The sequence below is a fragment of the Amycolatopsis sp. NPDC004625 genome (assembly GCF_040609695.1).
GTDB lineage: Bacteria > Actinomycetota > Actinomycetes > Mycobacteriales > Pseudonocardiaceae > Amycolatopsis.
In genome coordinates this window covers 39,640-64,537 of the sequence record NZ_JBEXKX010000005.1, presented here as the reverse complement: position 1 = coordinate 64,537, position 24,898 = coordinate 39,640, and the positions used below count along the sequence as shown (strand labels likewise).

23 protein-coding genes and 1 pseudogene are annotated in these 24,898 nt (G+C 73.6%); 5 read left to right on the top strand and 19 right to left on the bottom strand.

The genetic code is table 11. The features are described from left to right. Nucleotides 1-6 precede the first annotated feature (6 nt). Nucleotides 7-1,026, top strand: coding sequence for a cytochrome d ubiquinol oxidase subunit II (gene cydB / locus ABZW17_RS07390; RefSeq protein WP_354810658.1), 1,020 nt, complete (start codon nucleotides 7-9; stop codon nucleotides 1,024-1,026). Next, on the top strand, nucleotides 1,023-4,352 hold the full coding sequence (gene cydD, locus ABZW17_RS07385; RefSeq protein WP_354810656.1) for a thiol reductant ABC exporter subunit CydD: 3,330 nt from the start codon (nucleotides 1,023-1,025) through the stop codon (nucleotides 4,350-4,352). Before cydB ends, cydD begins: the two co-directional genes overlap by 4 nt. A 10-nt stretch (nucleotides 4,353-4,362) precedes the next feature. Here the strand turns inward: cydD and ABZW17_RS07380 are convergent, their stop codons facing one another. The 16 genes and pseudogenes from ABZW17_RS07380 to ABZW17_RS07305 form a co-directional block, all read right to left on the bottom strand. Continuing rightward, nucleotides 4,363-5,160: a GAF domain-containing protein gene (locus ABZW17_RS07380; RefSeq protein WP_354811000.1), complete on the bottom strand. Its 798-nt coding sequence runs from the start codon at nucleotides 5,158-5,160 to the stop codon at nucleotides 4,363-4,365. Next, a complete protein-coding gene (locus ABZW17_RS07375; protein WP_354811022.1) occupies nucleotides 5,082-5,489 on the bottom strand; it encodes a hypothetical protein in 408 nt (135 codons plus the stop codon). The genes ABZW17_RS07380 and ABZW17_RS07375 overlap by 79 nt, the downstream gene beginning before the upstream one ends. A 25-nt stretch (nucleotides 5,490-5,514) precedes the next feature. Continuing rightward, nucleotides 5,515-5,769: pseudogene (locus tag ABZW17_RS07370) on the bottom strand (GAF domain-containing protein); the annotation flags it as partial. A gap of 191 nt (nucleotides 5,770-5,960) precedes the next feature. Beyond that, nucleotides 5,961-6,566, bottom strand: coding sequence for a hypothetical protein (locus tag ABZW17_RS07365; protein WP_354810654.1), 606 nt, complete (start codon nucleotides 6,564-6,566; stop codon nucleotides 5,961-5,963). Then, the gene (locus tag ABZW17_RS07360; protein WP_354810652.1) at nucleotides 6,563-7,564 is read right to left on the bottom strand and encodes an inorganic phosphate transporter; all 1,002 of its coding nucleotides are present in this window, start codon (nucleotides 7,562-7,564) and stop codon (nucleotides 6,563-6,565) included. Before ABZW17_RS07360 ends, ABZW17_RS07365 begins: the two co-directional genes overlap by 4 nt. A gap of 3 nt (nucleotides 7,565-7,567) precedes the next feature. After that, the gene (locus tag ABZW17_RS07355) at nucleotides 7,568-9,913 is read right to left on the bottom strand and encodes a phosphoketolase family protein (RefSeq protein ID WP_354810650.1); all 2,346 of its coding nucleotides are present in this window, start codon (nucleotides 9,911-9,913) and stop codon (nucleotides 7,568-7,570) included. Continuing rightward, nucleotides 9,910-10,803 (bottom strand): universal stress protein, encoded by an 894-nt coding sequence (locus ABZW17_RS07350; protein ID WP_354810648.1) that lies wholly within the window; start codon nucleotides 10,801-10,803, stop codon nucleotides 9,910-9,912. Before ABZW17_RS07350 ends, ABZW17_RS07355 begins: the two co-directional genes overlap by 4 nt. Next, the gene (locus ABZW17_RS07345; protein ID WP_354810646.1) at nucleotides 10,800-11,408 is read right to left on the bottom strand and encodes a CBS domain-containing protein; all 609 of its coding nucleotides are present in this window, start codon (nucleotides 11,406-11,408) and stop codon (nucleotides 10,800-10,802) included. Before ABZW17_RS07345 ends, ABZW17_RS07350 begins: the two co-directional genes overlap by 4 nt. A gap of 81 nt (nucleotides 11,409-11,489) precedes the next feature. After that, nucleotides 11,490-12,620, bottom strand: coding sequence for a CHAD domain-containing protein (locus tag ABZW17_RS07340; protein ID WP_354810644.1), 1,131 nt, complete (start codon nucleotides 12,618-12,620; stop codon nucleotides 11,490-11,492). Continuing rightward, nucleotides 12,617-13,024 (bottom strand): hypothetical protein, encoded by a 408-nt coding sequence (locus ABZW17_RS07335; protein WP_354810642.1) that lies wholly within the window; start codon nucleotides 13,022-13,024, stop codon nucleotides 12,617-12,619. The genes ABZW17_RS07340 and ABZW17_RS07335 overlap by 4 nt, the downstream gene beginning before the upstream one ends. Further along, nucleotides 13,021-13,926 (bottom strand): universal stress protein, encoded by a 906-nt coding sequence (locus tag ABZW17_RS07330; protein ID WP_354810640.1) that lies wholly within the window; start codon nucleotides 13,924-13,926, stop codon nucleotides 13,021-13,023. Before ABZW17_RS07330 ends, ABZW17_RS07335 begins: the two co-directional genes overlap by 4 nt. Beyond that, entirely contained in the window at nucleotides 13,910-14,188 is a 279-nt protein-coding gene (locus ABZW17_RS07325; RefSeq protein WP_354810638.1) for a DUF1918 domain-containing protein, read from the bottom strand. Before ABZW17_RS07325 ends, ABZW17_RS07330 begins: the two co-directional genes overlap by 17 nt. A gap of 12 nt (nucleotides 14,189-14,200) precedes the next feature. After that, nucleotides 14,201-15,580: a DUF4389 domain-containing protein gene (locus ABZW17_RS07320; protein ID WP_354810636.1), complete on the bottom strand. Its 1,380-nt coding sequence runs from the start codon at nucleotides 15,578-15,580 to the stop codon at nucleotides 14,201-14,203. Next, nucleotides 15,577-16,101 carry a flavodoxin domain-containing protein gene (locus tag ABZW17_RS07315; RefSeq protein WP_354810634.1) on the bottom strand — a complete coding sequence of 175 codons (525 nt, stop codon included), beginning with the start codon at nucleotides 16,099-16,101 and terminating at the stop codon, nucleotides 15,577-15,579. Before ABZW17_RS07315 ends, ABZW17_RS07320 begins: the two co-directional genes overlap by 4 nt. Beyond that, the gene (locus ABZW17_RS07310; protein WP_354810632.1) at nucleotides 16,098-16,682 is read right to left on the bottom strand and encodes a CBS domain-containing protein; all 585 of its coding nucleotides are present in this window, start codon (nucleotides 16,680-16,682) and stop codon (nucleotides 16,098-16,100) included. The genes ABZW17_RS07315 and ABZW17_RS07310 overlap by 4 nt, the downstream gene beginning before the upstream one ends. 21 nt (nucleotides 16,683-16,703) lie before the next feature. After that, nucleotides 16,704-17,489, bottom strand: coding sequence for a universal stress protein (locus ABZW17_RS07305; protein ID WP_354810630.1), 786 nt, complete (start codon nucleotides 17,487-17,489; stop codon nucleotides 16,704-16,706). A 342-nt stretch (nucleotides 17,490-17,831) separates the two neighbouring features. Between ABZW17_RS07305 and ABZW17_RS07300 the strand changes: the two genes are divergently transcribed. After that, nucleotides 17,832-18,002, top strand: coding sequence for a hypothetical protein (locus ABZW17_RS07300; protein WP_354810628.1), 171 nt, complete (start codon nucleotides 17,832-17,834; stop codon nucleotides 18,000-18,002). Here ABZW17_RS07300 and ABZW17_RS07295 read toward each other — a convergent pair. Together ABZW17_RS07295 and ppk2 are read right to left on the bottom strand one after the other, a co-directional pair. Continuing rightward, complete coding sequence (locus ABZW17_RS07295) at nucleotides 17,993-18,184, bottom strand: hypothetical protein (RefSeq protein ID WP_354810626.1); 192 nt, start codon at nucleotides 18,182-18,184, stop codon at nucleotides 17,993-17,995. The two genes, ABZW17_RS07300 and ABZW17_RS07295, sit on opposite strands and share 10 nt — an antisense overlap. A 13-nt stretch (nucleotides 18,185-18,197) precedes the next feature. Beyond that, nucleotides 18,198-19,004 carry a polyphosphate kinase 2 gene (gene ppk2 / locus ABZW17_RS07290; protein WP_354810624.1) on the bottom strand — a complete coding sequence of 269 codons (807 nt, stop codon included), beginning with the start codon at nucleotides 19,002-19,004 and terminating at the stop codon, nucleotides 18,198-18,200. Nucleotides 19,005-19,133: 129 nt separating this feature from the next. Here ppk2 and ABZW17_RS07285 point away from each other — a divergent pair, with 129 nt between their 5' ends. Next, nucleotides 19,134-19,844: a site-2 protease family protein gene (locus ABZW17_RS07285; protein ID WP_354810622.1), complete on the top strand. Its 711-nt coding sequence runs from the start codon at nucleotides 19,134-19,136 to the stop codon at nucleotides 19,842-19,844. A gap of 6 nt (nucleotides 19,845-19,850) precedes the next feature. Here ABZW17_RS07285 and ABZW17_RS07280 read toward each other — a convergent pair whose 3' ends face one another. Then, nucleotides 19,851-21,059: an MFS transporter gene (locus ABZW17_RS07280; protein ID WP_354810620.1), complete on the bottom strand. Its 1,209-nt coding sequence runs from the start codon at nucleotides 21,057-21,059 to the stop codon at nucleotides 19,851-19,853. A 157-nt stretch (nucleotides 21,060-21,216) separates the two neighbouring features. Here ABZW17_RS07280 and ABZW17_RS07275 point away from each other — a divergent pair, with 157 nt between their 5' ends. Then, nucleotides 21,217-24,897 (top strand): nitrate reductase subunit alpha, encoded by a 3,681-nt coding sequence (locus tag ABZW17_RS07275; RefSeq protein WP_354810618.1) that lies wholly within the window; start codon nucleotides 21,217-21,219, stop codon nucleotides 24,895-24,897. The last annotated feature ends 1 nt before the right edge of the window (nucleotide 24,898 follow it).

Genomic DNA, 24,898 nt, shown 5'->3' with positions numbered 1-24,898 from the left:
ACCGCCATGGCCCTCACCGACATCTGGTTCCTGCTCATCGCGGTCCTCTGGACCGGCTACTTCGTCCTCGAAGGCTTCGACTTCGGCGTCGGCACGCTGCTGCGCGTCCTCGGCCGCGACGACACCGACCGCCGCGTGCTGATCAACACGATCGGCCCGGTCTGGGACGGCAACGAGGTCTGGCTGCTCGTCGCCGGCGGCGCCACCTTCGCCGCCTTCCCGCTCTGGTACTCGAGCCTGTTCTCCGGGTTCTACCTGGCGCTGCTGCTCGTGCTGGTGGCGCTGATCCTGCGCGGGGTCGCGTTCGAGTTCCGCGGCAAGCTCGACAGCCCGCGCTGGCGGACCACCTGGGACTGGGTCATCGTCTTCGGCTCCGCCGCGCCGGCGCTGCTGTGGGGTGTCGCCTTCGGCAACATCGTCCACGGCGTCCCGCTCGACGCCCAGCACCACTTCACCGGCACGTTCTTCACCCTGCTGAACCCGTACGCGCTGCTCGGCGGGCTGGCCACGCTCAGCCTCTTCACCTTCCACGGCGCGGTGTTCCTCACCCTGAAGACGACCGACGCGCTCCGGGACCGGGCCCGGACCCTGGCCCGCGCGCTCGGCGGCGCGGCGATCGTGTTCGGCGGCGTCTTCCTCGCCTACACCGCCGTCGAGCACGGCGGCTGGGCGTGGCCGACGTCGGTCATCGCCGCGCTGCTGCTCGTGGCGGCGGTGCTGTTCGCCGCGGGCGAGCGGGACGGGTTCGCCTTCGCGAGCACCGCCGGCGCGATCATCGCGGTGACCTTCACGCTGTTCTGGTCGCTCTACCCGGCCGTCCTGCCCTCGACGACCGATCCGGCCTTCGGCCTGACCACGACGAACGCCTCCTCGACGCCGTACACGCTGCAGATCATGACCTGGGTGGCGGTCGCCTTCACCCCGATCGTGCTGGCCTACCAGGCCTGGACGTACTGGGTGTTCCGCAAGCGGATCAGCCGGGCGTCGATCCCGGCCGGCGGCGGCCTGCCCGTGGCCCGCCGGTGAAGCCGCTCGACCCACGCCTGCTGCGGCACGCGAGCGCGGCCCGCCCGTTCGTCCTCGCCTGCGCCGCACTCGGCGTGCTCACCGCGATGCTGGTGCTCGCCCAGGCGGAGCTGCTCGCGAAGACGATCACCTGGGCCTTCCTCGGCCGCTTCGGCGCCCGGAGCCTGGCGCTGCCGCTCGGCCTGCTGACCGCGGTCGTCCTGGCCAGGGCCGGGCTCGCGTGGCTGTCCGAGACGACCGCGCACCGCGCCGCCGCCCGGGCCCTCTCGCAGCTGCGGGAGGCGGTGATCGCGGCCGCGCTGCGGATCGGGCCCCGGCGGGCGGACCGCTCGCCGGCCGAGGTCGCCGCCCTGGCCACCCACGGCGTCGACCGGCTGGAAGGCTACTTCTCGCGCTACCTGCCGCAGCTGCTGATCGCGGCGGTCGTGCCGCTGGTCGTCGGCGTGCGGATCCTCGCCGCCGACTGGGCCGCTGCGGTGATCGTCGGCCTGACGGTGCCGCTCATCCCGGTCTTCATGATCCTCATCGGGCTCTACACCCAGCGCGACGTCCGACGGCAGTGGAAGACGCTCTCCGTGCTGGGCAACCACTTCCTCGACCTCGTCGCCGGACTGGCCGAGCTGACCGCGTTCGGGCGAGCGCGGGCCCAGATCCGGTCGCTGCGGGAGATCACCGGACAGTACCGGGCGCACACCATGCGGACGCTGCGCATCGCGTTCCTGTCCGCGCTGGCCCTGGAGCTGCTGGCGACGCTGTCGGTCGCGGTCGTCGCCGTGTCGATCGGCCTGCGGCTGCTGGCCGGCGAACTCGACCTGCGGACGGCACTCGTGGTGCTGATCCTCGCACCGGAGGTCTACCTGCCGCTGCGGGCGGTCGGCGCGCGGTTCCACGACAGCGCCGAAGGGCTCGCCGCGGCCGAGGAGATCATCGCCCTCGCGGGCACACCCACCGGCGACACCGGCACCCGCGCGGTGCCCGACCTGGCCCGCGTGGCGCTGCGGTGCGAGAACGTCACGGTCGAGGGCCGCTCCGGACCCGTCCTCGACGGCTTCAGCCTGCGTCTGCCACCCGGCGAGGCCGTCGGCGTCACCGGCCCGAGCGGGGCGGGCAAGTCGACCCTGCTCGACCTCCTCCTGGGCTGGCGACGGCCCGACAGCGGCCGGATCCTGGTGGGGGACGTCGACCTGGCCGGGATCGGACGGGCCACCTGGCACCGGCACCTGGCCTGGGTGCCGCAGCAGCCGCACCTGGTCGCCGGGACGGTGGCGGAGAACATCCGCCTGGGCGCCCCCGACGCGACCGACGAGGACGTGCTCGCCGCCGCCGACACCGCGGCGCTCGACGTCTCGCTGTCCACTGTGGTCGGTGAGCTGGGCGCCGGGCTGTCGACCGGGCAACGCCGCCGCGTCGCGCTCGCCCGGGCGGTGCTGCTCGACCGGCCGCTGATCCTGCTGGACGAACCGACCGAGGGCGTCGACGCGGAGACCGAGGCGGCCATCCTGGAGCGGCTGCCGAAGGTCCTGGCCGGGCGGACCGCGGTGATCGTCAGCCACCACCCGGCGGTGCTGGCCCGCTGCGACCGCGTCCTCTCCCTGGGCGAGCCGGTTCTCGTTCCCGCCGCACCGGACGCCGTTTCGCCGCGGCCGCTCTCCCGGCCGGCCGCCGCGCCGATCCTCCCCACGTCCACTGTGGACGTACCACGGTGGCGCCCGCTGCGCGAGGCGATCCGGCCCCACCGGCTCCGGCTCGCCCTGGCCTGCCTGGCCGCGACGGCCGCGCTGGGCTCCGGAGTCGCCCTCACGGCGACGTCGTCGTGGCTGATCGCGAGCGCGGCGCTGCACCCGCCGGTGCTGAGCCTGCTGGTGGCGATCGTCGCGGTCCGGACGTTCGGGCTGGCCAAGGGCATCTTCCGGTACGCCGAACGGCTGCTGTCCCACGACGTCGCCCTGCGTGCGCTGGCCGAGCTAAGGGTGCGGGTGTGGGCCCAGCTGGTCCGGATCGGCCCGGCCGGCACCGCGCGGCTGCGCCGGGGCGACCTGCTGCACCGGCTGGTGTCCGATGTGGACAGCCAGCAGGACGTCCTGGTCCGCGGCCTGGTCCCGGGCGTGTCGACGTTCGTGGTCCTGTCGGCCACCGCGGTCACGCTCGGGCTCGTCCTGCCCGGAGCCGGTCTCGCCGCGGCTGCCGGCCTGGGCGTCGCCGGTGTGCTGGCGCCGGTTGTCGCGGCCCTGGCGGCTCGCCGGGCGCAGCGCGAAACGGCCGGCCTGCGCGCGGACCTGACCGCGGGCACGGTGGAACTGCTGCAGGCGTCGGCCGACCTGATCACCCACGACGCGGCGACCCGGCGGCAGGCACGGCTGCGCGAGCTCGACGGTGTCCTGACCGCGCTGCAGCGCCGGTCGGCGGGGTGGCGCGGCCTGGGGAGCGGGATCGCCGCGCTGGGCGTCGGGCTGACGTCGGTGGCGGGCCTGGTGCTGGGCATCCTGGCGGCGGTCCCCGGGCCCGCGCTGGCGGTGCTGGCCCTGACCCCGCTGGCGACGGCGGAGCTGGTGGCGGGGTGGCCGGAGGCGGCCCAGCGGCTGCTCGGGGCGTCCGGCTCCGCGCGCCGGCTCGCCGAACTGGACGCCCTGCCCGGGCCGTCGCCGGCCGCCGCTCCGGCCCCGGCGGCTTCGAACCTGGCGGCCGAGCACCTGGCGGTCCGCTGGCCGGGCGCCCCGGCCGACGCGGTCCGGGACGTGCACCTGCGCCTCGGCCCCGGCCGCCGGCTGGCGCTGACCGGGCGTTCGGGCGCGGGAAAGAGCACGGTGATCGCCGCGCTGATGCGTTACCTCGACCCGTCGGCGGGCCGGGTCCTGCTGGACGACCGGAGCACGCTGACCTACGACGGCGACTCGGTCCGGCAGCGCATCGCCTGGTGCGGCCCGGACACGCACCTGTTCGACAGCACGCTGCGCGAGAACCTCCGCCTGGCCCGGCCTTCGGCCACCGACGCCTCGCTGTCGAAGGCACTGGACCTGGCGCAGCTGGGGCCGTGGTTCTCGCAGCTGCCGGAGGGTTTCGACACGGCGTTGGGAGCGCACGGAACCCCAGTTTCCGGCGGCGAGCGCCAGCGCCTCGGCGTGGCCCGGGCGTTGCTGTCGGACCGGCCGATCCTGCTGCTGGACGAACCGACGGCCCATTTGGACGCCCCGACGGCCGCGGCACTGGCGGCGGACGTCCTGAAGGCGACCGCGAGCCGGTCGGCTTTGGTGGTGACGCACCGGCCGGCGGAGTTCGCCGAACTCCCGGCGGTCGAGGTATCCCACAGCTCGACCAGGGTGCGCTGACCGGCGCAGCTCACCGGGGTACCCACCAGACGAGTTCACTCGCCCGTGTCTCCGAAACACCGCCTCGCCGGACCACCGGTTCGGCGAACTCGGCCCACTGGGGCTCGGCGGGGCCGAGCGCGCCGCCGTCGTGGGCCAAGGTGAGGGTCAGCCTCTCCGCGCCCGAGTGCACCGACACCCGGACCGAACCGGCGCCGGTGTGGCGGGCGATCAAGGGCAGCCCGGCCCGCACCGCAGTGAGCAGCTCGTCGGCCAGCTCCGGCGGCGAGAGGCCGTCGAGCTTGCCGGAGAACTCCGTCGACGTGGTGAGCCCGGATTCCGCCAGTGCCTCCAGGACCCGGTCGTGGACACTGACCCGGCGGCGGAACAGCACGTCGTCGAGTTCGAACACCGTCTCGCGGATCTGGGCGATCACCGCGTCGAGGTCGGTGATCGCCGTGCGGATCCGGCGCGCCACCACCTCCGAACGGGCCGCCCCGGCCGTCGTCTGCAGCGACAGGCCGATGCCGTACAGCCGCTGCACCACCTCGCTGTGCAGCTCCGCGGCGATCCGGTCGCGCTCGTCGTACAGCTCGTTGCGCTGCTGTTCGGCCCGGGCGTCGGCCAGCTCGATCGCCAGCGCCGCCTGGCCGGCGAACCCGGCCGCCATCTCGAGGTCGTCGCCGGTGAAGGCCGCGCGGCCGGTCTTCCGGGCCGCGGTCAGCACCCCGTTCACCTCGCCGCCGCCGGTCAGCGGGACCACGAGCACCGCGTCGAGGTCGGTCCGCAGCGGTGGCGAGGCACCCGTCCGGACTGCCGGTCGGTCCACGACGCCATGAGCGGCTCGCCGCCGGTGAAGACCTGGCCCGCCATCGTGCCGGCGAGCTCGACGGCCTTCCCCACCAGCTCGCCACCGCCGCCGCCGACAGCGACCTCGATGCGGAGGCGCTCGCCGTCGGGCCGCAGCACGGTCACCAGATCCGCGTCCGCGAGGTCGAGGGTGTGCTCGGCGATCAGCTCCAGCGGCCGCCCTGACCGCGCCGCGAGCAGCTCGCGCATGATCGCGGCCGACGCCTTCAGCCACTCCTGCTGCTTGCGCGCGGTCTCGTAAAGCCGTGCGTTTGCCGAACACGACGCCCCGCACCCGGATCGGCACACCGAGGAAGGTGCGCATCGGCGGGTGTTCGGCCGGGAAGCCCGAGGATCGCGGGTCGTCGGCGATCCGGGCCAGCCGGATCGGGCGCGGGTCTTCCACCACGGCCCCGAGCAGGCCTTTGCCTTCGGGCAGCCGACCCACCCGCGCCACCGTCTCGTCGTCCATGCCGACGTGCACGAACTCGGAAAGCTGCCCGTCGGTCCCGATCACGCCGAGCGCGGCGTACCGGGCACCGAGCAGCTCACGGGCCGCTTCGACGATCCGGCGCAGCAGCGTCGGCAAGGCGAGGTCGCCGGTGACCTCCTGGCTCGCCCGCAGCAGGCCCTGCGTGCCCCGACCTCCCGGGCCCGCTCGACGAGCTGGCCCAGCACCTCGCTCGCCCGGCGTGGCCGTGCTCAAGTCTCCCGCGCCGCAGGGGGTTGGCCGTCAAGCCGGTGTGCGAGCCGGAGCGGTGGATTCCTCCACCGGACCGATCAGGAGATCTTGCAAACGGCGTACCAGGTGCGCCGGCCCAGCCGCTGGACGGCCAGCGCGAGGTGCTCGGCCCGGCGGTAGAGCTCCCGCAAGCGCATCTCGCGCCGCGGGTCCGGTTCGGTCTCCAGACCCGCGATCGCCCGGCGGTACGCGTGTTCGGCGACCTCCAAAGAGGACAGTGCCGCGTCGGCCTCCCCCGCGGCTTCGGTGCGCGGCAGGGCATCCACGGCCTTGTGCAGCATGTCGAACGCGGTGACGACGGTGAGGACCATCGCCGTCAGGTGGTCGTCCGGCGATGTACGGGACAGATCGGACTCGCGGACGAGCATGTACGCCGCCTCGGCGATCTCTCCGAGCCGCTCGGCCAGCTCGAACACGTCTTCGGCCTCGATCGGTGTGCTGAACGCTTCCCGCACGGCCACCAGCACCTGACGGCGCTCGGCCGACTGCACCAGCAACGGCGTGTGCAGCTCGCCGCCGGTCGGCAGGCCGCGGGCCCAGCCCGCCAGCGCGGTCAGCAGGTCGGCGACCGTGTCGGCCTGGTCGCGCAGCAACCCGAGCACGTCCGGGTTGTGCGGCAGGAACCACGTCCTGGGCAACCTCACGCCCACCACCTCCACAACGGGAGCGCGGCCGCGCCCAGCACGGCACACGCCGGCAGGGTGATCAGCCACGCGGAACAGATCTCGCCCACCACGGACCACCGCACGTGGCGGACCCGGCGGCTCGCGCCGGCGCCGACCACCGAGGCGGCGACGACGTGGGTCGTGCTGACCGGCGCCCCGGCCGCCGCCGCGGCGAGGATCACCGCGGCGGAGCTGCCCTGGCTCGCCAGGCCGTCGGCCGGGCGCAGCCGGTAGATGCCGCGGCCGACGGTCCGGACGACGCGCCAGCCCCCGGACGCGGTGCCGAGGGTCAGGGCCGCCGCCGCGGCGAGCTTGACCCACAGCGGAACGACGAACGCCCCGAGGTGGCCGGTCGAGACGAGCAGGAGCGTGATGACGCCCATGGACTTCTGGGCGTCGTTCGCGCCGTGGCTGAAGGCCAGCGCGCCGGCGGTGAGCCACTCCGCGCGCCGGAGCGCGGTGCCGACCCCGCGGCGCGCCCGGCGCAACGCCCGCCGCACCAGGAGGTCGGCAGCCGCGCCCAGGCCGGCGCCCAGAACCGGCGACAGGGCCAGCCCGGCCAGCACCCCGAGCACACCGGAAACGTGCAGGCCGTCGAGCCCGCCCCAGCGCACCCCGGCGAACCCGCTCGCCCCGACCAGGCCGCCGACCAGCGCGTGCGACGAGCTGGCCGGCAGTCCCCGCCACCAGGTGAGCAGGTTCCAGCCGATGCCCGCGGTGACGGCGGCGCCGACCGCGGGCAGCACGTCCGCGGCCGGCAGCCGGACCACCCCGCCCACGGTGTCGGCGACGGTCGTTCCCGCCAGCAGCGGCCCGGCGACGTGACAGCCGGCCGCGAGCAGCAGGGCCGCGCCCGGGGTGGCCGCGCGGGTCGCGACCAGCGCGGCCACCGAGTTCGCCGAGTCGTGGAAACCGTTCGTGAAGTCGAAGACCAGGGTGATCGCGATCGCCGCGGCCAGGACGGCCGCGGCGGTCACGCCTCAACCCGCCCAGGTCCAGTGCCGCACCTCGGGCAGGTCCTCCCCGTGGGTGCGGATCCACCGGCGGTGCCGCCCCTGCGCCTCCGTCATCCGCTGCCGCAGCACCCCCGCCGTCGCCGCCAGGCCCGGCACCCGGTCGAGCACGTCGATGACCAGCTGGAAGCGGTCCATGTGGTTGAGCACCAGCATGTCGAACGGCGTGGTCGTCGTGCCGTGCTCGGTGTAGCCCCGGACGTGCAGGTCGTGGTGACCGGTCCGGCGGTAGGCCAGGCGGTGGATCAGCCACGGATAACCGTGGTAGGCGAAGATCACCGGGCGGTCCGGGGTGAACAGCGCGTCGTACTCCCGGTCCGGAAGACCGTGCGGGTGCTCGGCCTCGGGCTGCAGGCGCATCAGGTCGACGACGTTCACCACCCGGACGGCCAGCGAAGGCAGTTCCTCCCGGAGGATCTTCGCGGCGGCCAGGACCTCCAGCGTCGGGGCGTCGCCCGCGCAGGCCAGCACCACGTCGGGTTCGCGGTCCACCCCCGTGCTCGCCCACTCCCAGATGCTCGCGCCGCGGGCGCAGTGCAGCGCCGCCTGCTCGGCGTCGAGCCAGTTCGGCGTGTCGTTCTTGCCCGCCACCACCACGTTCACGTAGTCGCGGGACCGCAGGCAGTGCGCCGCGACCTCCAGCAGCGTGTTCGTGTCCGGCGGGAAGTACACCCGCACGACCTCGGCGCTCTTGTTCGCCACGTGGTCGACGAACCCGGGGTCCTGGTGGGAGAACCCGTTGTGGTCCTGCCGCCAGACGTGCGAGGTCAGCAGGTAGTTCAGCGACGCCACCGGCCGCCGCCACGGGATCTCGCGGTGCACGCGCAGCCACTTGATGTGCTGGTTGACCATCGAGTCGACGATGTGCACGAACGCCTCGTAGCAGGAGAACAGCCCGTGCCGGCCCGAGAGCAGGTAGCCCTCCAGCCAGCCCTGGCACAGGTGCTCCGACAGCACCTCGAGCACGCGCCCGTCGCGTGCCAGGTGCTCGTCGACCGGCTCGATCGCCGCCTGCCACTCCTTGCCGGTGACGTCGTAGACCGCGTCGAGCCGGTTGGACGCCGTCTCGTCCGGGCCGAACAGGCGGAAGTTCGCCCGGTCGGCGTTCAGCGCGAAGACGTCCCGCAGGAACCGGCCCAGCACCCGGGTGGGCTCGGCCACCGTCGTCCCCGGTGCCGGCACCGGCGCCGCGTGGGCCGCGGTGTCCGGCAACGTCAGCGGCCGCAGCAGCACACCGCCGTTCGCGTGCGGGTTCGCGCCCATCCGCCGCTCCCCCGCCGGGATCATCGCCGTGACGTCGGCGACCGGGCGGCCGGACTCGTCGAACAGCTCCGCGGGCCGGTACGACCGCAGCCATTCTTCCAGCTGCTTCAGGTGGTCCGGGTTCGTCCGGACTCCGGCCAGCGGCACCTGGTGCGCGCGCCACGTGCCCTCGACCTGCTGTCCGTCCACAACGGACGGTCCGGTCCAGCCCTTGGGGCTGCGCAGCACGATCACCGGCCACACCCCGCGCCGCTCGGCGAGGGTGGCGATCGCGGAGTCGAGCGCGGCCGCCATCGCCTGGTGCATCGTTTCCGGGTCGCTGCCTTCGACGTAGATCGGGGCGTAGCCGTAGCCGCGCAGCAGGGCGTCCAGCTCGGCCGGCGGAATGCGCGAGAGCAGCGTCGGGTTGGCGATCTTGTAGCCGTTGAGGTGCAGGATCGGCAGCACCGCGCCGTCACGGGCCGGGTCGAGGAACTTGTTGGCGTGCCAGGACGTCGCCAGCGGCCCGGTTTCGGCTTCGCCGTCGCCGACCACGCAGGCGACGAGCAGGCCGGGGTTGTCGAACGCGGCACCGAAGGCGTGCGCGAGCGAGTAGCCCAGCTCACCACCCTCGTGGATCGAACCCGGCACCTGCGGTGCCACGTGGCTCGGCACCCCGCCCGGGAAGGAGAACTGCCGGAACAGCTCGGCCATCCCGGCGGCGTCCCGCGTCACCTCCGGCCACGCCTCGGTGTAACTGCCCTCCAGCCACGTGTTGGCCAGCAGCGCCGGGCCGCCGTGGCCCGGGCCGGTGACCAGAATCGCGTTCAGGTCGTGGGTCAGGATCGCGCGGTTCAGGTGCGCGTAGACGAAGTTCAAGCCGGGCGAGGTCCCCCAGTGCCCGAGCAGCCGCGGCTTGACGTGCTCGGGCCGCAGTTCCTCGCGCAGCAGCGGGTTGGCCATCAGGTAGATCTGGCCGGCGGAGAGGTAGTTCGCGGCCCGCCAGAGGGCGTCCACCTGGGCGAGTTCGGTGCCGCCCAGCACCGCGGGCCGGGCTTCGACGGCGGTCATGCCTTCCGCTCCGGGCGGACCACGAGCACCGGGCACTGAGCGTGCTGGACCAGCGCCTGGCTGGTCGAGCCCAGGAGCATGCCGGTGAAGCCGCCGCGGCCACGGCTGCCCACGACGACCAGTTGCGCTTCCGCGGAGACGTCGAGCAGCGCGTGCCGGGGCCGGTCGCGCACGAGCACGCGCCGGATCTCGACGTCCGGGTACTTCTCGGGCCAGCCGGCGAGCCGCTCGGTCAGCAACCGGTCTTCGCCCTCTTCCAGAGACTCCGGCTGGGTCAGGATCCGGGCCGTGCCCCGGGTGTCCTCGTAGGTGATGTCGTTCCAGGCGTGCACCGCGACCAGCGGGACACCGCGCAGCGAGGCCTCCTCGAACGCGACGGCGATGGCCTGCTCGCTGTTCGGGCCGCCGTCGATGCCGACCGCGACCGGGCCGGTCGTCGAGTCGTGGTGGCCGCGGATGATCGCGACCGGGCAGTGCGCGTGCGCGGCGACCGCCGCCGCGGTGCCGCCGACCAGCATGTCCGCGAACCCGCCGGTGCCGGTCCGGCCGACGACGAGCATCCGGGCGTGCCGGGATTCCTCGATCAGCATCGGGACCGGCGGGTCGTTGGGCAGGTCGGTGACGATGACCAGCTCCTTGTCGACCGACGCGGCGAGGGCGCGGGCGTCGGCGATCGCCCGTTCGCCGTCGGCTTGGACGGCCTCGAACAGCGTCGCCGCGCCGATCCCGGTCATGCCGCCGCCGTAGTAGAGGCCGGCGACCTGCAGGCCGTGCACGATCTTGAGCTGGAGGTGGCGCCGGGAGGCGAGTTCCGCCGCCCACGTGACGGCGGCGGCCGAGCCGGCCGAGCCGTCGACGCCGACGGTGATCCTCGGATCGTTGGCGGTCATCGTGTCTGCTCCTCACCCGCGTGTGCGGTCTCTGCGGCGATGACGCCCGGCACGGCGAGCGCCAGCAACTGGGCGACGTGCCGGTCGGAGTCGTCGTCGAACTGGTCGGTGATGTGCACGAACCCGTCGCGGACGTCGACGTGCCAGCGGCCGCCGCCGCCGTAGATCTCCAGGCGGTGCCGGACGTCCCGGGCGATGTCGACGTCGTCCCGGGCGAGCACCCGCACGACGTCGCCGCGGGTGACGATGCCGACGACGGCCGAGCCGTCGACGATCGGCATCGCCCGGATCCGGGCGTCCACCAGTGCCTGGCACAGGTCGGCGACGTCGGTGCCGCTGCTCATCGCGGTGACGGGGGTGGTCATCAGGTCGCCGACGGTCTTGCCGGCGGTGGCTTCGGCGGGTTCGTGGACGTAGCGGGGGTCGGCCGGGATGCGGCCGCGGATCAGGTCGGCCTCGGTGACGATGCCGACCAGCCGGTCGTCGTCGTCCACCACGGGCAGAGCGGTGAAGCCGTGCGCCGCCAGCAGCTCGGCCGCCTCCTTGGCGGACGTCCACGGGTGCACGGTGATCACCGGCGCGGTCATCAGGTCGCGTGCTCGCATCGGGAATTCCTTTCCGGTCCCCACCAATCTAGGAAGACCGGTCCCCGGCCACCGCCGTCATCGGTCACCGGTCGCGAGGACTTACGTCCCTTCGCCCGGCCAGGTCCACAAAGGACCGAGGTCGATCCGCCGCCACGCCGCGGGCAGCCCGTCCGCGCACCGCTCGGCCGTCTCCGCCTCGGCGGCCAGGACCGCGTCGAACCCGCCGTGGCGCGCCTGGAGGACGCGCAGGTGCCCGCGGGCGACCACGGAGTCCTGGAACTCGCCGAGCAGGTCCTGGAAGGCCCGCAGCGCCGGCACGTCGACGGGAAGCCCGGCCGCCCCGGCTTCGAGCGCGTACCGCAGCCGCTTCGCGGCCTTGCGGACGTCGTGGACGGCCCGATCCCGGTCGGGTGCCGTGGCCAGGGCGGCGACCCGGCCGTCCACCTCCTCGGCGACCGCGCGGGCCAGCCCGGGCAGGACCCTCGCGGCCGGACGGCGGGCGGCTTTCGGCCATTCGTGGCGGGGCTGTTCGCTGAGCACCACTTCGAGCACATCCAGGGCGTTGAGCAGCTGCAGGTACCGGTAGCTGTCGAGGGCGCGCCGCACGCGGGCGTTGGCGTCTTCGGCCAGCTGGGCGAAGTAGGCGTCCGTCTGCTCCCGGGCCCAGGGCCGGGACCGCGCCCACTGGACTTCGGTGTCGCGCGCGGGCGCCAGTTCGCCGCCCAGCCGGCGCAGGGCGCCGCCGAACTCCTTGAGCAGCTTCCGCCCGCCCAGCACCGGCTCGTAGGCAGCGAAGACTCCCCGCAGCCGACGGGCGGCCACGCGCAGCCGGTGCACCGAATCGGGGGCACCCCGCCGGACGGCCAGGTCCGCGGCGGCCAGCGCCGCGATCTGCGTCCGCACGTAGTCCATGACCACGCCCCGGGCCGAGCCGTCGTGCGGCCGGGGCGGCACGGCGATCCGGTCGCCCAGGCGGGCCCGCAGCTCCGCCCGGCCACCCCGCAGCCGCGCGACCGCGACCAGCTGGTCGTCCCGGGTGTAGGCGCGCACGAGCCGGGACAGGGTCGGCGGCACCCCGCGGTCCGAACCGGCCAGGCTGATCGGCCCGTCCGGGGTGTCGAGGCACCACCGGCCGTCCCGGATCCCGAGCGTGAGATCGTGCCGGAGCAGGCGCAGCGAGTCGGTGTCGAAGAACTCCGTCTCGCTCAGGCCGGTCACGGTGGCGCTCATGACGACCCCAGCCGGCGGCGGGCCAGCAGCGCGAGCCCGAGGAGCACCACCAGGAGCGCCACGGTCACCCACTGGACCGGGGCCCGCACGCCGATCACGCCGAACTGGACGGCCAGCCAGCCGGTGAGCACGGCGCACGCGGCCAACGCCGCGATCGGGGCGCGGAAGTCGATCCGCCACGCGAACACCGATGCCGCGGCCAGTGACCCGCCGACGACGAGCACGAGCGCGAGCCCCGGCAGCACCCAGCTGGTCAGGCCGAGCGGCGCCAGCCACTCGACCGGCATGGCGAACCCCGGCGCCCGGGCGATCAGGGAGATCCCGCCGTACACCGCGCTCGCCGCGAGCAGGCTCTCGAACGTCGCCAGCAGGCGCATCGCGGCGCGGGTCCGGGCGGTGGTCATCGGGCGCTCCCGATCGGCCGCACGACCGCCACCGGGCACGGGGAGTGCGCGATCAGCGCCTGGCTCGTCGAACCGAGCAGCATGCCGGTGAACCCGCCGCGGCCGCGGCAGCCGACCACGATCAGCTGCGCGTCCTCGCCCCGTTCCAGCAGCGTGCGCACCGGTCGCCCGCGGACGACCTCCAGCTCGATGCCCAGCTCGGGGTATTTGCGCTGCCAGCCCGCGACCTGCTCGGTCAGCTTGCCGCGCTCGGCGGCCGCGATCTCGGCCGGGTCCTCCTGCAGCGGGTGCGGGCGCAGCATGCCGTCGGCGAGGACGTCACTCCAGGTGTGCACCGCGACCAGCGTCGTGCCGCGCAACCGCGCTTCTTCGCAGGCGAACGCGATCGCGGCCTCGCTGTCGGGCGAACCGTCGGACCCGACGACCACCGGGCCGGTGCGCGCCGGTGGATCGTGCGGTGTCCGGCCGCGGACGACGACGATCGGGCAGTGCGCGTGCGCGGCCACCGCGACGGCGGTCGAGCCGACGAGCAGGCCGGTGAACCCGCCCAGTCCGCGCGAGCCGAGCACGACCAGCTCGGCGTGCCGCGATTCCTGGACCAGCGCGGTGACCGGGCTCCACTCGCGGGCCGCGGTGCCGACGTCCAGACCGGGGCACTCGGCGAGCACCGCGGCCTTCGCGTCGGCCAGCAGGCCCTCGGCCCGCTCGGCCAGCCCGGCTCGGACCTGCTCGTGCGTTCCGAACGCGACGGGCGCCTTGACCTGTGGCAGCGCGTAGACGTGGACCAGCCGCAGCGGACGGCTCCGGCGGACGGCTTCCGCACCGGCCCACACGGCCGCCTGCACCGCGGAGGCCGAGCCGTCGAGGCCGGCGACGACCGCGCCGTCAACGAACCCGGACATGGCCGTCCTCCTCGCGCAGGTACTGCCGGACCCGCTCGAACCGGGTGCGGGCCCGGACTTCGGCGGCCTGTTCCTCCTCGGCGGTCACCACGACCGCGTCGGGGCCGGGGAAGACCGTCGACACGTGGTCGTCGGCCGTCCAGCGGACGACGTAGGGCGGGGTGCCGTCGGCCGAGCGGACCTCGAGGATCCGGCCGCGCTGTTCGGGGGCGTCGACCCACGGTCCCTTGACGACGAGCCAGTCGCCCGGCTGTGCGTGCATGATCGTTCCTTCCTAGATGTCCACAGTGGACGGCTCGGGTGCGGTGGGTGCCGCCGGGTGCTGCGCGGAGCGGTGCGCGGCCACGGCGATCAGGACGACACCGCCTGCCAGCACCACGAGACCGGACACCAGCAGGGCGAGGGCGATCCAGCCGAGGGCCGGTGCGGTCGCGCCGGCTTCGGCGCGCACGGAGATCCCGCGCGAGCCGTCCGCGTTCATCACGACGGCGGTCCACTCCCCGCTCGCCACCGGCCGGCCGACGGTCTGCGTGCCCGCGCCGGACGCGCTCGCGATCCAGCCGGGTGCGTCGCCGGGCGGGACGGCCGGGGCGCCGCCGACGTGCGTGCGGTTGCCCGCGGTCGTGTACTCGGTCCCGGCCAGGTACCGCTCGACGTCGGCGGTGCGGCCGATGCCGACGAAGACCGGACGGCCGCCGGTGTCGGTCGCCCGGATCCGGACGTCGCCGAGGAAGCTCTCGAGCTTCGGCACCGGCACGCCCTCCAGCCGCACCGGATCGGTGGCGACGGCGTACCCGCTCGCGACGAACGTGGTGGACGCGGTGAGGTAGCCGTCCGCGTCGCGCTGGGTGCGGTCGGCCCAGAGCACCGTCGCGCCGCCGGTGAGCAGGCCCATCGAGCCGAGCACCAGCACGGCCCCGGTGACCGCGGCGGCGATCCGCCCGGCGGTCCAGCCGGAGGCGTGCGGGTGGGGCGGCGGCGGGTGCGGCGCGTCGTGGCCGGTTTCGGCGCCGCCCATGTCAAGCCGGAAGGGCGGGTACTCGTCGGTCATCAGCGACACGTAGGCTGCGACGCGCAGCACCCAGCGGTCCATGCCGAGGACGAAGTCGAAGATCGGCCGCGGGTAACGGCCGGTGAACAGCAGCACGACGCCGGCCACGACGACCAGCACGCCGACGAGCCCGCCGGCGGCCCAGTCGAAGGTGCCGTCGCTCGTGCGGGAGGCCAGCCAGGTGCCGCCACCGACGAACAGGCCGACGACGACGAAGTGCGGGATGGCCAGCAGCCACCACTTCACCAGCACCAGGCCACGCGAAAGCCGTTCCGGGTAGGCGATGTCGAGCCGGGCCGGGTAGTCCGGGACGTCGGCCAGCGTGAACGGCGGGTAACGGTCGGTCCCGAGCGCGGCGTAGGAGTAGTACTGCACCCGCCAGCTCCAGCGCAGGACCCCGGAGGTGAATCCGAACAGCGGCCGCGGGTACCGCCCGGTGACGAGGATCGCGAAGAAAGCCGCGATCGTGACGAAGGGGTACGCGAGCCACAGGAAGGTCAGCACGACGTAGTGCGGGACGGCGAGCAGCCACTTCACCAGCCAGAGCCCGCGGGACAGGGGCTCGTCCAGCGTCGCCTCGACGCGGACCGGGTAGCCGGTCATGACACGCTCCTTTCCAGGCGGGCGAGGCTCGTCCCGATTTCGCGGCCCCACGCGCGGATGGTGGGCCAGTCCCGGTTGTCGGCGTCGGCCACCCGCAGGGCCGTCACCACGGCGCGTTCGGGGAACCCGAGGGTGTGCCGGTCGATCTTGCCGCCGAACAGGCGGTGCCCGCGGGCGTTCAGCCGCCGGGCGAGGTCCTCGACGGCGACCGGCTCCTCGGCGGGCCGGGTCTGCTCCCCGACCGGCCCGCTGGAGAAGAGCCAGACCGGGACCTCGCGCAGTTCGTCCGAAAAGGACTCGACGAGGCTCCTGGCCGGCTCGAGCCACTGTCCCAGGTAGACAGCGCTGCCCACGATGACCGCGTCGAAACCCTCGACCGAGCGCACGAGGCCCGCATCGCGGACCTCGACCGGCGACGGCATCCCCGCGTCGGACAGCGCGGCGCCGAGCGCGGCAGCCACGCTTTCGGCGATCTCCCTGGTGGCCCCGTGCCGGGTGGCCACCGCGACGAGGATCTTCACGTCCGCACCGCCGCTTCTTCCCACAGCTCGACGCCGACGACGCCGTGGACGGTCTTCGCCAGCGCGGTCACGACCCGGCGCTCGGCCTCGTCGGTGAAGGCGCCGCGGATGGTCACCATGCCGCCGGTCACCGAAACCGCCCAGCGGTCGCGGTGCCCGCAGTAGTCGGTGAGGAGCGCGTTGAGGTGGGAGGCGATCGAGTCGTCCTGGCGCACCAGGGGGCTGAGCATGTCGCGGCGGCTGACGATGCCCACGAGCACGCCGTCGTCGACCACCGGGATGCTGCGCAGCCGGTCACCCAGCATGCGGCGGGCGATCTCCGTGATGTCGGTGTCGAGACCGACCGTCTCCGCCGGCGCGGTCATGACCGTGGCCACCAGCACGTCGGGTGCCGGACCGGTGCCGGCGACGCCGCTGCGGAGCGCGTCGGCTTCGGTGAAGACGCCGAGGATCGCATCGTCCTCGCCGACGACCGGCAGCGCCGCGACGCAGTGTTCGGTGAGCAGCACGATGGCTTCGCGGACCGGCGTCGCGGGTCCGACGCGCACCACGGGCCTCGTCATGACGTCGCGTGCTTTCACGACGGCTCCTTTCCTGGGAGTTCAGTGCACGACCGCCACCGGGCAGGCGGCGTGTGCGAGCAGGGTGTTGCCGGTCGAGCCGAGGATTCCGCCGGCGACCGGCCCGCGGCCCCGGGTGCCGACGACGATCAGCCGGGCGTCCGGGGCGGCGCGCTGCAGGGCACGGGCCGGTTCCCGCTCCGGCGCGAACCGGGTGCGGACATCGAGGTCCGGGTACTTGCGGCGCCAGGCGGCGACGCGGGCCGCCAGTTCGGCGTCGCCGCCGTGGCCGGCGTGCACGACCAGCACCGGCGCCCGGGTCGCGGCCGCCTCTTCGAAGGCGAACCGCAGTGCGTGCTCACTGGATTCGGACCGGTCGATCCCGGCGACGACCGGTCCCGTCCGGGCCGGCTGGTACCCGGGCACCACGACGACGGGGCACGGCGCCTCCGCGGCCACCCGCAGGGCGACCGAACCGATCAGCGCGCCGCGCAGGCCGCCGAGGCCGTGCGAACCGAGCACGACCAGTGCCGCGTCCGCCGACTCCTCGAGCAGCAGATCGGCAGCGAGCCCGAGCCGGACCGCCGTTTGCACCCGCACGCCGGGCGCCCAGTCACGGGCGATCGCGGCCGCGCGGTGCAGCCGGCGGTAAATGTGCTCCAGCAGGAGCTCGTCGTGCTCGTTCGCGCGGGTGCCTTCGAAGATGCAGGCGTGCACCAGGCGCAGCGTGGTGTCACGCCGCCCTGCCTCTCGGGCGGCCCAGCGGACGGCGGCGTACGACGGCTCGGAAGCGTCCACCCCGGCGAGCACCGGCCGGTTTGCGGTCATGGGTTCCTCCTGCGAGTCCCGGGAGGTTCAGCATGGGCGGGGCGGGTACTGGCCGGTCAGGGCCCGAAGTCCCTTTCACCGGGGACCAAATCCGCCTGTCCGCGCGAGACGTCGTCGCCGACGCTGGGACGATGACCGTGGACGCGCCGGTGAAGGAGACCTACTCGGCGGCGCGCGACCTCGACTTCACCGACGTCCGGGGCGGCATCGTCGCCTCCATCTCCCAGTGGCTGCGCGCGCTGCCCGAACGCCGGCACAACCGGCGCCACGGTCCACCCCGCCGCCCGACCCGCCTGACACCGGACGGTGGTGCCTTACGGTGCGCATCGGACGGTGCTGACCGTGCACACGCGGGTCCGGCTGAGCGACCCGGAAAGGTGGCTGAAGTTCCGCCGCTACTGGCGGATCGCCCGGCCGGTCATCGGTTCGGTGCACACCGCCCTCGCGCGCACGGTGGCCGCGAAAGCCCGGGAACACGCTCTCGCGGCCTACGTGCGAACCGATCAAACCTGACGCTCACCCGCCGGCTGCCGTGGTTCCTCCGCCGCGGCCGGCGGAAGGTCCTCTTCGTTCTCCTTGACCGCGTGGTGCTCGACCACGTGCAGGTACCGGCCCACCTTCGGGCCGTGCCGCCCGCGCCCGGCGACGTCCCGGCGCGCCTCGGCTTCGATGGCCGCCTTTTCCTTGTCGTCCATGGCTTTCTCCTGTTCAGTGCGGCAGCAGGGTGGCCGCGTGGTCGGGAACGTAGGTCTGCAGCCGCCGGTCGGGCCGGAAGTAGCCGGTCGCCTCGGGCCGCGGGGGCAGGGAAACCGCCTGGCGGGGCACCTCGAAGTAGGGCACGCTGGCGAGCAGGTGCGCGATCATGTTCAGCCGCCCGCGCCGCTTCTCCTCGCTTTCCACGACGTGCCACGGCGATTCGGTGGTGTCGGTGTGCACGAACATCTCGTCCTTCGCCCGCGAGTAGTCCTCCCAGTGCGTGACCGACTGCAGGTCGATCGTCGAGAGCTTCCACCGGCGCATCGGGTCGTCGATGCGGGCCCGGAACCGGCGTTCCTGCTCGTCGAGGCTGACGGAGAACCAGTACTTGCGCAGCAGGATGCCGTCGTCGACGAGCAGCCGCTCGAAGATCGGGCACTGCTGCAGGAACCGGCGGTGCTCCTCCGGCGTGCAGAACCCCATCACCCGCTCGACGCCGGCGCGGTTGTACCAGCTGCGGTCGAACAGCACGATCTCCCCCGCCGCGGGCAGGTGCTCGATGTAGCGCTGGAAGTACCACTGCGTCCGCTCGCGCTCGGTCGGGCTCGGCAGGGCGGCGATCCGCACCACGCGGGGGTTGAGGTGCTCGGTGACGCGCTTGATGGTGCTGCCCTTGCCGGCCGCGTCGCGCCCTTCGAACACCACGACCAGACGAGCCCCCTCGGCCCGGACCCACTCCTGCAGCTTCACCAGTTCGGCCTGCAGGCGCAGCAGTTCGCGCTCGTAGACCGCGCGCGGGAGCTTCTTGGTTCCGGGCATACCCCGACGCTACGAACCCGGTGGGCGTCGGTGCTGCGGCCGGACGTCGGCGGAGCCGGGGTCTTTGGTCCCTCGCCCAAGGGCGGAGTGGCTCTCCCCCGCGTGCTCCCGGCGGAGGACGGTCGGACGATGCATGCCACTTTCCCGCTCGGGCGCCCGGCCGGCATCGACGTCGGCGCGCACTGGTCCGTCCTCCCCATCATGGCCCTGCTCGCCGGGTTCCTGGCGCGGTCGCTGCTGCCGGGCGCCGTCCCCGGCCTGTCCCCGGCCGTCTACTGGGCGACCGGCGTGACGGGGTCCCTGGTCTTCCTCGCGTCGTTGCTGGTGCACGAGCTCAGCCACGCTCTTGCGGCCCGCGACCGCGGCCTCGTCGTCGACGGCATCACCCTGTGGCTGCTGGGCGGCCGCACCGAACCGGACGACGATCCGCCGTCGCCGCGCACCGCGATCGCCGTCGCGGTCGCCGGGCCGGTGGCGAGCCTCGCGGCCGGGGCCGGGTTCCTGGGGGTCGGCCTGCTGGCCTCCGGGATCGTGGCGCCCACCCTGACCTGGCTCGGCTGGGCGAACCTCCTCCTGGCGACGTTCACCCTGCTGCCCGGCGCCCCGCTGGACGGCGGCCGCGTCCTGCAGGCGGTCGTCTGGCGCCACACCGGCAACCCCCGCCGAGCCCGCGCCGCGGCGGCGCGCTCCGGCCACGTCCTCGGGGTGGTGCTGGCGTCGGCCGGGCTGCTGCAGCTGCTGTGGACCGGCAGCACGGCGGGGCTGTGGCCGGCCGCCTTGGGCTGGTTCCTCGCCTGGTGCGCCCGGGCCGAGCTGGCGACGTGCTCTCCGCGGTCCTGACCCCCGTCACGCGGCCCGCCGCCGGATGACGGTGGCCGTCAGCAGACCGGCCGCGGCCGCCGTGGCCGCCAGCAGCACGAACCCGAGCAGGTACGCGCCCGTCGCGCTGTACACCGCGCCCATCACCAACGGCGGGAAGAACCCGCCCAGGCCGCCCGCCGCGCCGACCACACCCGTCACCGCACCCACCTCGCCCGGCGCCACGAGCCGGGCGACCAGCGCGAACACCGCGCCCGTCCCGGTGCCGAGCGCACCCGCCAGGCCGAGGAAGAGCAGCGTCCCGACCGGCACCAGCGGTGGTTCGAACGCCGCCCCCAGCGCCAGGACGGTGACCACGCCGAAGACCCCGACGAGGAGCTTCACCGGATCCATCCGGTCCGAGAGCCGGCCGCCCACCGGCCGCATCGCCACGGCGAGCACCACGAACCCGGCCGTGCGCAGGGCGGCGTCCCCGCGGTCCAGGCCGAACGACGTCACCAGGTACGTCGGCAGGTACACGCTGAACGCCACGAACCCGCCGAACGCCACCGCGTAGAGCGCGCTCAGCTGGCCGGTCACCGGCATCCGCAGGGCGATGGCGAGCCTGCCGAGCAGGCTGCCGGCCGCCCGCGGCCGGTCGGGGCGGTCACGCAGGACGAAGAACGCGAGCACCGCGTAGGCCACGAGGACGCCGGCCACCAGGTCGAACGGGAAGCTGTGCCCGGCCGCCTTCGTCAGCTGGACGGTCGAGAACGCCGAGATCGCCGTGCCGCCCATGCCGGCACCGAAGACGCCGAGCGCGAGCCCCCGCCGCCCGGGCGGGTACCAGGAGTTCACGAACGGGATGCCGATCGCGAACGTCGTCCCACCGAGGCCGAGGAAGAAGCCGCCGACGAGGTAGCCGGTCAACGACCCGGCGCCGTGCCCGAGGTAGAGCACCGGGATCGCGGTCAGCAGCGCCACCACCGGGAACATCCGGCGGGCGCCGAGCCGGTCGGTGAGCGCGCCCACCGGGATCCGCCCGAGCGAGCCGACGACGACGGGCACGGCGACCAGCACGGCCTGCTGGAACGACGACAGGTGCAGCTGATCCCGCAGCGAGGCGCCCAGCGGTGACAGCAGGGCCCACGCCCAGAACGTGAGCGCGAAGCCGGCTGTCGCCATCGCGAGCATCAGGCCGGGCCGCGCTCCCGGCCGCGCGGGGGAGACGGATTCTCGGGGCAGGAACTGGGTCACGGCCGGCTCCTCACTGGTGGACGGTCGGGTCGATCCTCGGATCACCGCCTCCGGTGAGGAATGGTCCTTGGTCGTCTCGATCGGGGACCTTCGGCGTAGCTTCGGGACCGCCGTCCCTGCCATCGTTTCGCCGGAGATCGAAATCGTGGGAGGCACCATGGCGCGCGGCACGAAGGACCCCGCCGGGACGGACGGCCCGCTGGCCGACGCCCTGCTCAGGACCGGCCGGTTCTTCACCCGGCGCGAAACCTCCGGCGACCTGCGGGCCGTGTTCGAGAAGGGCGGCCGCGAGGGCGACGTCTTCTACCGCGACCGCTGGAGCCACGACAAGGTGGTCCGCTCGACCCACGGGGTGAACTGCACCGGGTCCTGCTCGTGGAAGGTCTACGTCAAGGACGGGATCATCACCTGGGAGACGCAGCAGACCGACTACCCTTCGGTCGGCCCCGACTCCCCCGAGTACGAGCCCCGCGGCTGCCCGCGCGGTGCCGCGTTCTCCTGGTACACCTACTCGCCCACCCGCGTCCGGTACCCGTACGCGCGGGGTGTGCTGGTCGAGATGTACCGCGAGGCCAAGGAGCGGCTGGGCGACCCGGTCGCCGCGTGGGCCGAGATCACCACCGATCCGGTGCAGCGCAGGCGGTACCAGTCCGCGCGCGGCAAGGGCGGGCACGTGCGGGTCTCGTGGGACGAAGCCACCGAGATCGTCGCCGCGGCCCACGTCCACACGATCAGGACCCACGGCCCCGACCGGATCGCGGGCTTCTCCCCCATTCCGGCGATGTCGATGGTCAGCCACGCGGCGGGCTCGCGGTTCATCGAGCTGATCGGCGGCGCGATGACGTCGTTCTACGACTGGTACGCCGACCTGCCGGTGGCCTCCCCGCAGGTCTTCGGCGACCAGACCGACGTCCCCGAGTCGGGTGACTGGTGGAACGCCACCTACCTGCTCATGTGGGGGTCCAACGTCCCGGTGACGCGCACCCCGGACGCGCACTGGATGGCCGAAGCCCGTTACAAGGGCCAAAAGGTCGTCGTGGTCTCACCGGACTACGCCGACAACACGAAGTTCGCCGACACCTGGCTCCCCGCGCAGCCCGGCACCGACGGCGCGCTGGCGATGGCCATGGGCCACGTCATCCTGAAGGAGTTCTTCGCCGACCGGCGGGTCCCGTTCTTCGTGGACTACGTGCAGCGCAACACGGACCTGCCGTTCCTGGTGACGCTGACCGAGCGCGAGGGCGCGTACGTCCCGGGCAAGTTCCTGACCGCCGCCGACCTCGGTGAGGACACCGAAGGCGCGGCCTGGAAGACGGTGCTGATCGACGGCGCGACGGGCGACCCCGTGGTGCCCAACGGTTCCCTCGGCTTCCGCCACACCGGAACCGGCGCGGGGAAGTGGAACCTCGAACTCGGTGACGTCGCCCCGCAGCTGACCCTGCACGGCGGCGACGCCGTCGAGGTGCTGCTCCCCCGCTTCGACGCCCTCGACGGCTCGGGCGGGGTGCTGCGCCGGGGCGTTCCGGTCCGCCGCGTCGCCGGCAAGCTCGTCACGACGGTGTTCGACCTGATGCTGGCCCAGTACGGCGTCCCCCGCGACGGCCTGCCGGGCACCTGGCCCGCCGGCTACGACGACGCGGCCGAGCCGTACACGCCCGCGTGGCAGGAGGCGATCACGTCGGTGCCGGCCGGGCAGGTCGTCCGGATCGCCCGGGAGCTGGCGGCCAACGCCGAGGAGTCGCACGGCCGGACGATGATCATCATGGGCGCCGGGATCTGCCAGTGGTTCCACGGCGACACGACCTACCGCGCGGTGCTCGCGCTGCTGATGCTCACCGGCTCGATGGGCCGCAACGGCGGCGGCTGGGCGCACTACGTCGGGCAGGAGAAGTGCCGCCCGGTCACCGGCTGGGCCACCATGGCGATGGCCACCGACTGGCAGCGCCCGCCGCGCCAGATGATCGGCACCGCCTACTGGTACACCCACACCGACCAGTGGCGCTACGACGGCTACCGCGCCGACGCGCTCACTTCCCCGCTCGCCGAGGGCAAACTGGCCGGCAAGCACACGATGGACACCATCGCGCTGTCCGCCCGCCTGGGCTGGATGCCGTCCTACCCGCAGTTCGACGTCAACCCCCTCGACCTGGCCGACGAAGCCGAAGACGTCTCGGCGCACGTGACCGAAAGGCTGCGGAACGGCACGCTGCGGTTCGCCATCGACGACCCCGACGACCCGGCGAACTGGCCGCGCTGCCTGACCCTGTGGCGGGCCAACCTGCTCGGCTCGTCGGCCAAGGGCGACGAATACTTCCTCAAGCACCTGCTCGGCACCCACCACAACCTCCAGGCCGAGCAGACCCCGCCGGACCGCCGCCCCCGGGACGTCGAGTGGCGCGGCGAGGAGCCCCCGGAGGGCAAGCTGGACCTGCTGCTGTCCCTGGACTTCCGGATGACGAGCTCCACGCTGCTGTCGGACGTCGTGCTCCCGGCCGCGACCTGGTACGAGAAGCACGACCTCAACACCACCGACATGCACCCGTTCGTGCACGCCTTCACCCCGGCGATCGACCCGCCGTTCGAGGCGCGCACGGACTTCGACGCCTTCCACGCCATCGCGCGCCGGTTCTCCGAACTCGCCACCACGCACCTCGGGGTGCGGCGGGACGTCGTCGCCGTACCGCTGCAGCACGACACCCCGGGCGAGACCGCCCAGCCCGGCGGGACGGTCCTGGACTGGCGCGCGGGCGAAACCGAGGCGGTCCCCGGCAAAACCATGCCGAACTTCGTCGTCGTCGAGCGGGACTATCCGGCGGTGGCCGACAAGCTCGCCGCGATCGGCCCGCTGGTCGACCGGCTCGGCGTCACCACCAAGGCCGTCACCTACCACCCGGACGAGGAAATCGCCGCCCTGGCGGCCAAGAACGGCGTCATGCTGGGCGGCGCCGGGGACGGCCGCCCGGCGATCGACACCGACGCGAAGATGGCGGAGGCGATCCTGGCGCTGTCGGCCACCACGAACGGCCGGCTGGCCGTGCAGGGATTCGAGCAGCTGGAGCGCCGCACCGGGGTCCGGCTGGCCGACCTCGCCGCCGGCAGCGAGGAGAAACGGATCTCCTTCGCCGACACGCAGGCCCGGCCGGTGCCGGTGATCACCAGCCCGGAGTGGTCGGGCAGCGAGACCGGCGGCCGCCGGTACGCGCCGTTCACGGTCAACGTCGAGCGCCGCAAACCCTGGCACACCCTCACCGGCCGCATGCACTTCCTGCTCGACCACGACTGGATGCACGAGATGGGCGAAACCCTGCCGATCTACCGCGTCCCGCTGGACATGCACCGGCTCTTCGGCGAACCCGAGCTCGGCGAGAACGACGGCGCTTCGGTGACCGTGCGGTACCTGACCCCGCATTCGAAGTGGTCGATCCACTCGGAGTACCAGGACAACCTGTTCATGCTGTCGCTCTCGCGCGGCGGCCCGGTGGTGTGGCTGAGCGAGCCCGACGCGACCGCGATCGGCGTGCGCGACAACGACTGGGTGGAAGCGGTCAACCGCAACGGGGTCATGGTGCTGCGCGCGGTCGTCAGCCACCGCATCCCGGCCGGCACGGTGTTCGTCTACCACGCCCAGGAGCGCGTGGTGAACGTCCCGAAGTCCGAGCACACCGGGCGGCGCGGCGGGATCCACAACTCGCTGACCCGCATCCTCGTCAAACCGACGCACCTGATCGGCGGCTACGCCCAGCTGTCGTTCGCGTTCAACTACCTCGGCCCGACCGGCAACCAGCGGGACGAGGTCACGGTGATCCGGCGCCGCCGCAGCCAGCAGGTGGAGTACTGAC

Coding starts and splice junctions, on each gene's coding strand:
- ABZW17_RS07325 (WP_354810638.1), bottom strand. CDS start 14,188: ATGCACGCACAGCCGGGCGACTGGCTCGTCGTCAAGGGACCGTGGGTC.
- ABZW17_RS07335 (WP_354810642.1), bottom strand. CDS start 13,024: ATGACCACCGCCCGGACCCGCGCCGCGATGCGCCTGCTGGCGACGTTC.
- ABZW17_RS07305 (WP_354810630.1), bottom strand. CDS start 17,489: ATGACCGCAAACCGGCCGGTGCTCGCCGGGGTGGACGCTTCCGAGCCG.
- ABZW17_RS07330 (WP_354810640.1), bottom strand. CDS start 13,926: ATGTCCGGGTTCGTTGACGGCGCGGTCGTCGCCGGCCTCGACGGCTCG.
- ABZW17_RS07340 (WP_354810644.1), bottom strand. CDS start 12,620: ATGAGCGCCACCGTGACCGGCCTGAGCGAGACGGAGTTCTTCGACACC.
- ABZW17_RS07345 (WP_354810646.1), bottom strand. CDS start 11,408: ATGCGAGCACGCGACCTGATGACCGCGCCGGTGATCACCGTGCACCCG.
- ABZW17_RS07295 (WP_354810626.1), bottom strand. CDS start 18,184: ATGGACGACAAGGAAAAGGCGGCCATCGAAGCCGAGGCGCGCCGGGAC.
- ppk2 (WP_354810624.1), bottom strand. CDS start 19,004: ATGCCCGGAACCAAGAAGCTCCCGCGCGCGGTCTACGAGCGCGAACTG.
- ABZW17_RS07285 (WP_354810622.1), top strand. CDS start 19,134: ATGCATGCCACTTTCCCGCTCGGGCGCCCGGCCGGCATCGACGTCGGC.
- ABZW17_RS07275 (WP_354810618.1), top strand. CDS start 21,217: ATGGCGCGCGGCACGAAGGACCCCGCCGGGACGGACGGCCCGCTGGCC.
- ABZW17_RS07320 (WP_354810636.1), bottom strand. CDS start 15,580: ATGACCGGCTACCCGGTCCGCGTCGAGGCGACGCTGGACGAGCCCCTG.
- ABZW17_RS07355 (WP_354810650.1), bottom strand. CDS start 9,913: ATGACCGCCGTCGAAGCCCGGCCCGCGGTGCTGGGCGGCACCGAACTC.
- cydB (WP_354810658.1), top strand. CDS start 7: ATGGCCCTCACCGACATCTGGTTCCTGCTCATCGCGGTCCTCTGGACC.
- ABZW17_RS07350 (WP_354810648.1), bottom strand. CDS start 10,803: ATGACCGCCAACGATCCGAGGATCACCGTCGGCGTCGACGGCTCGGCC.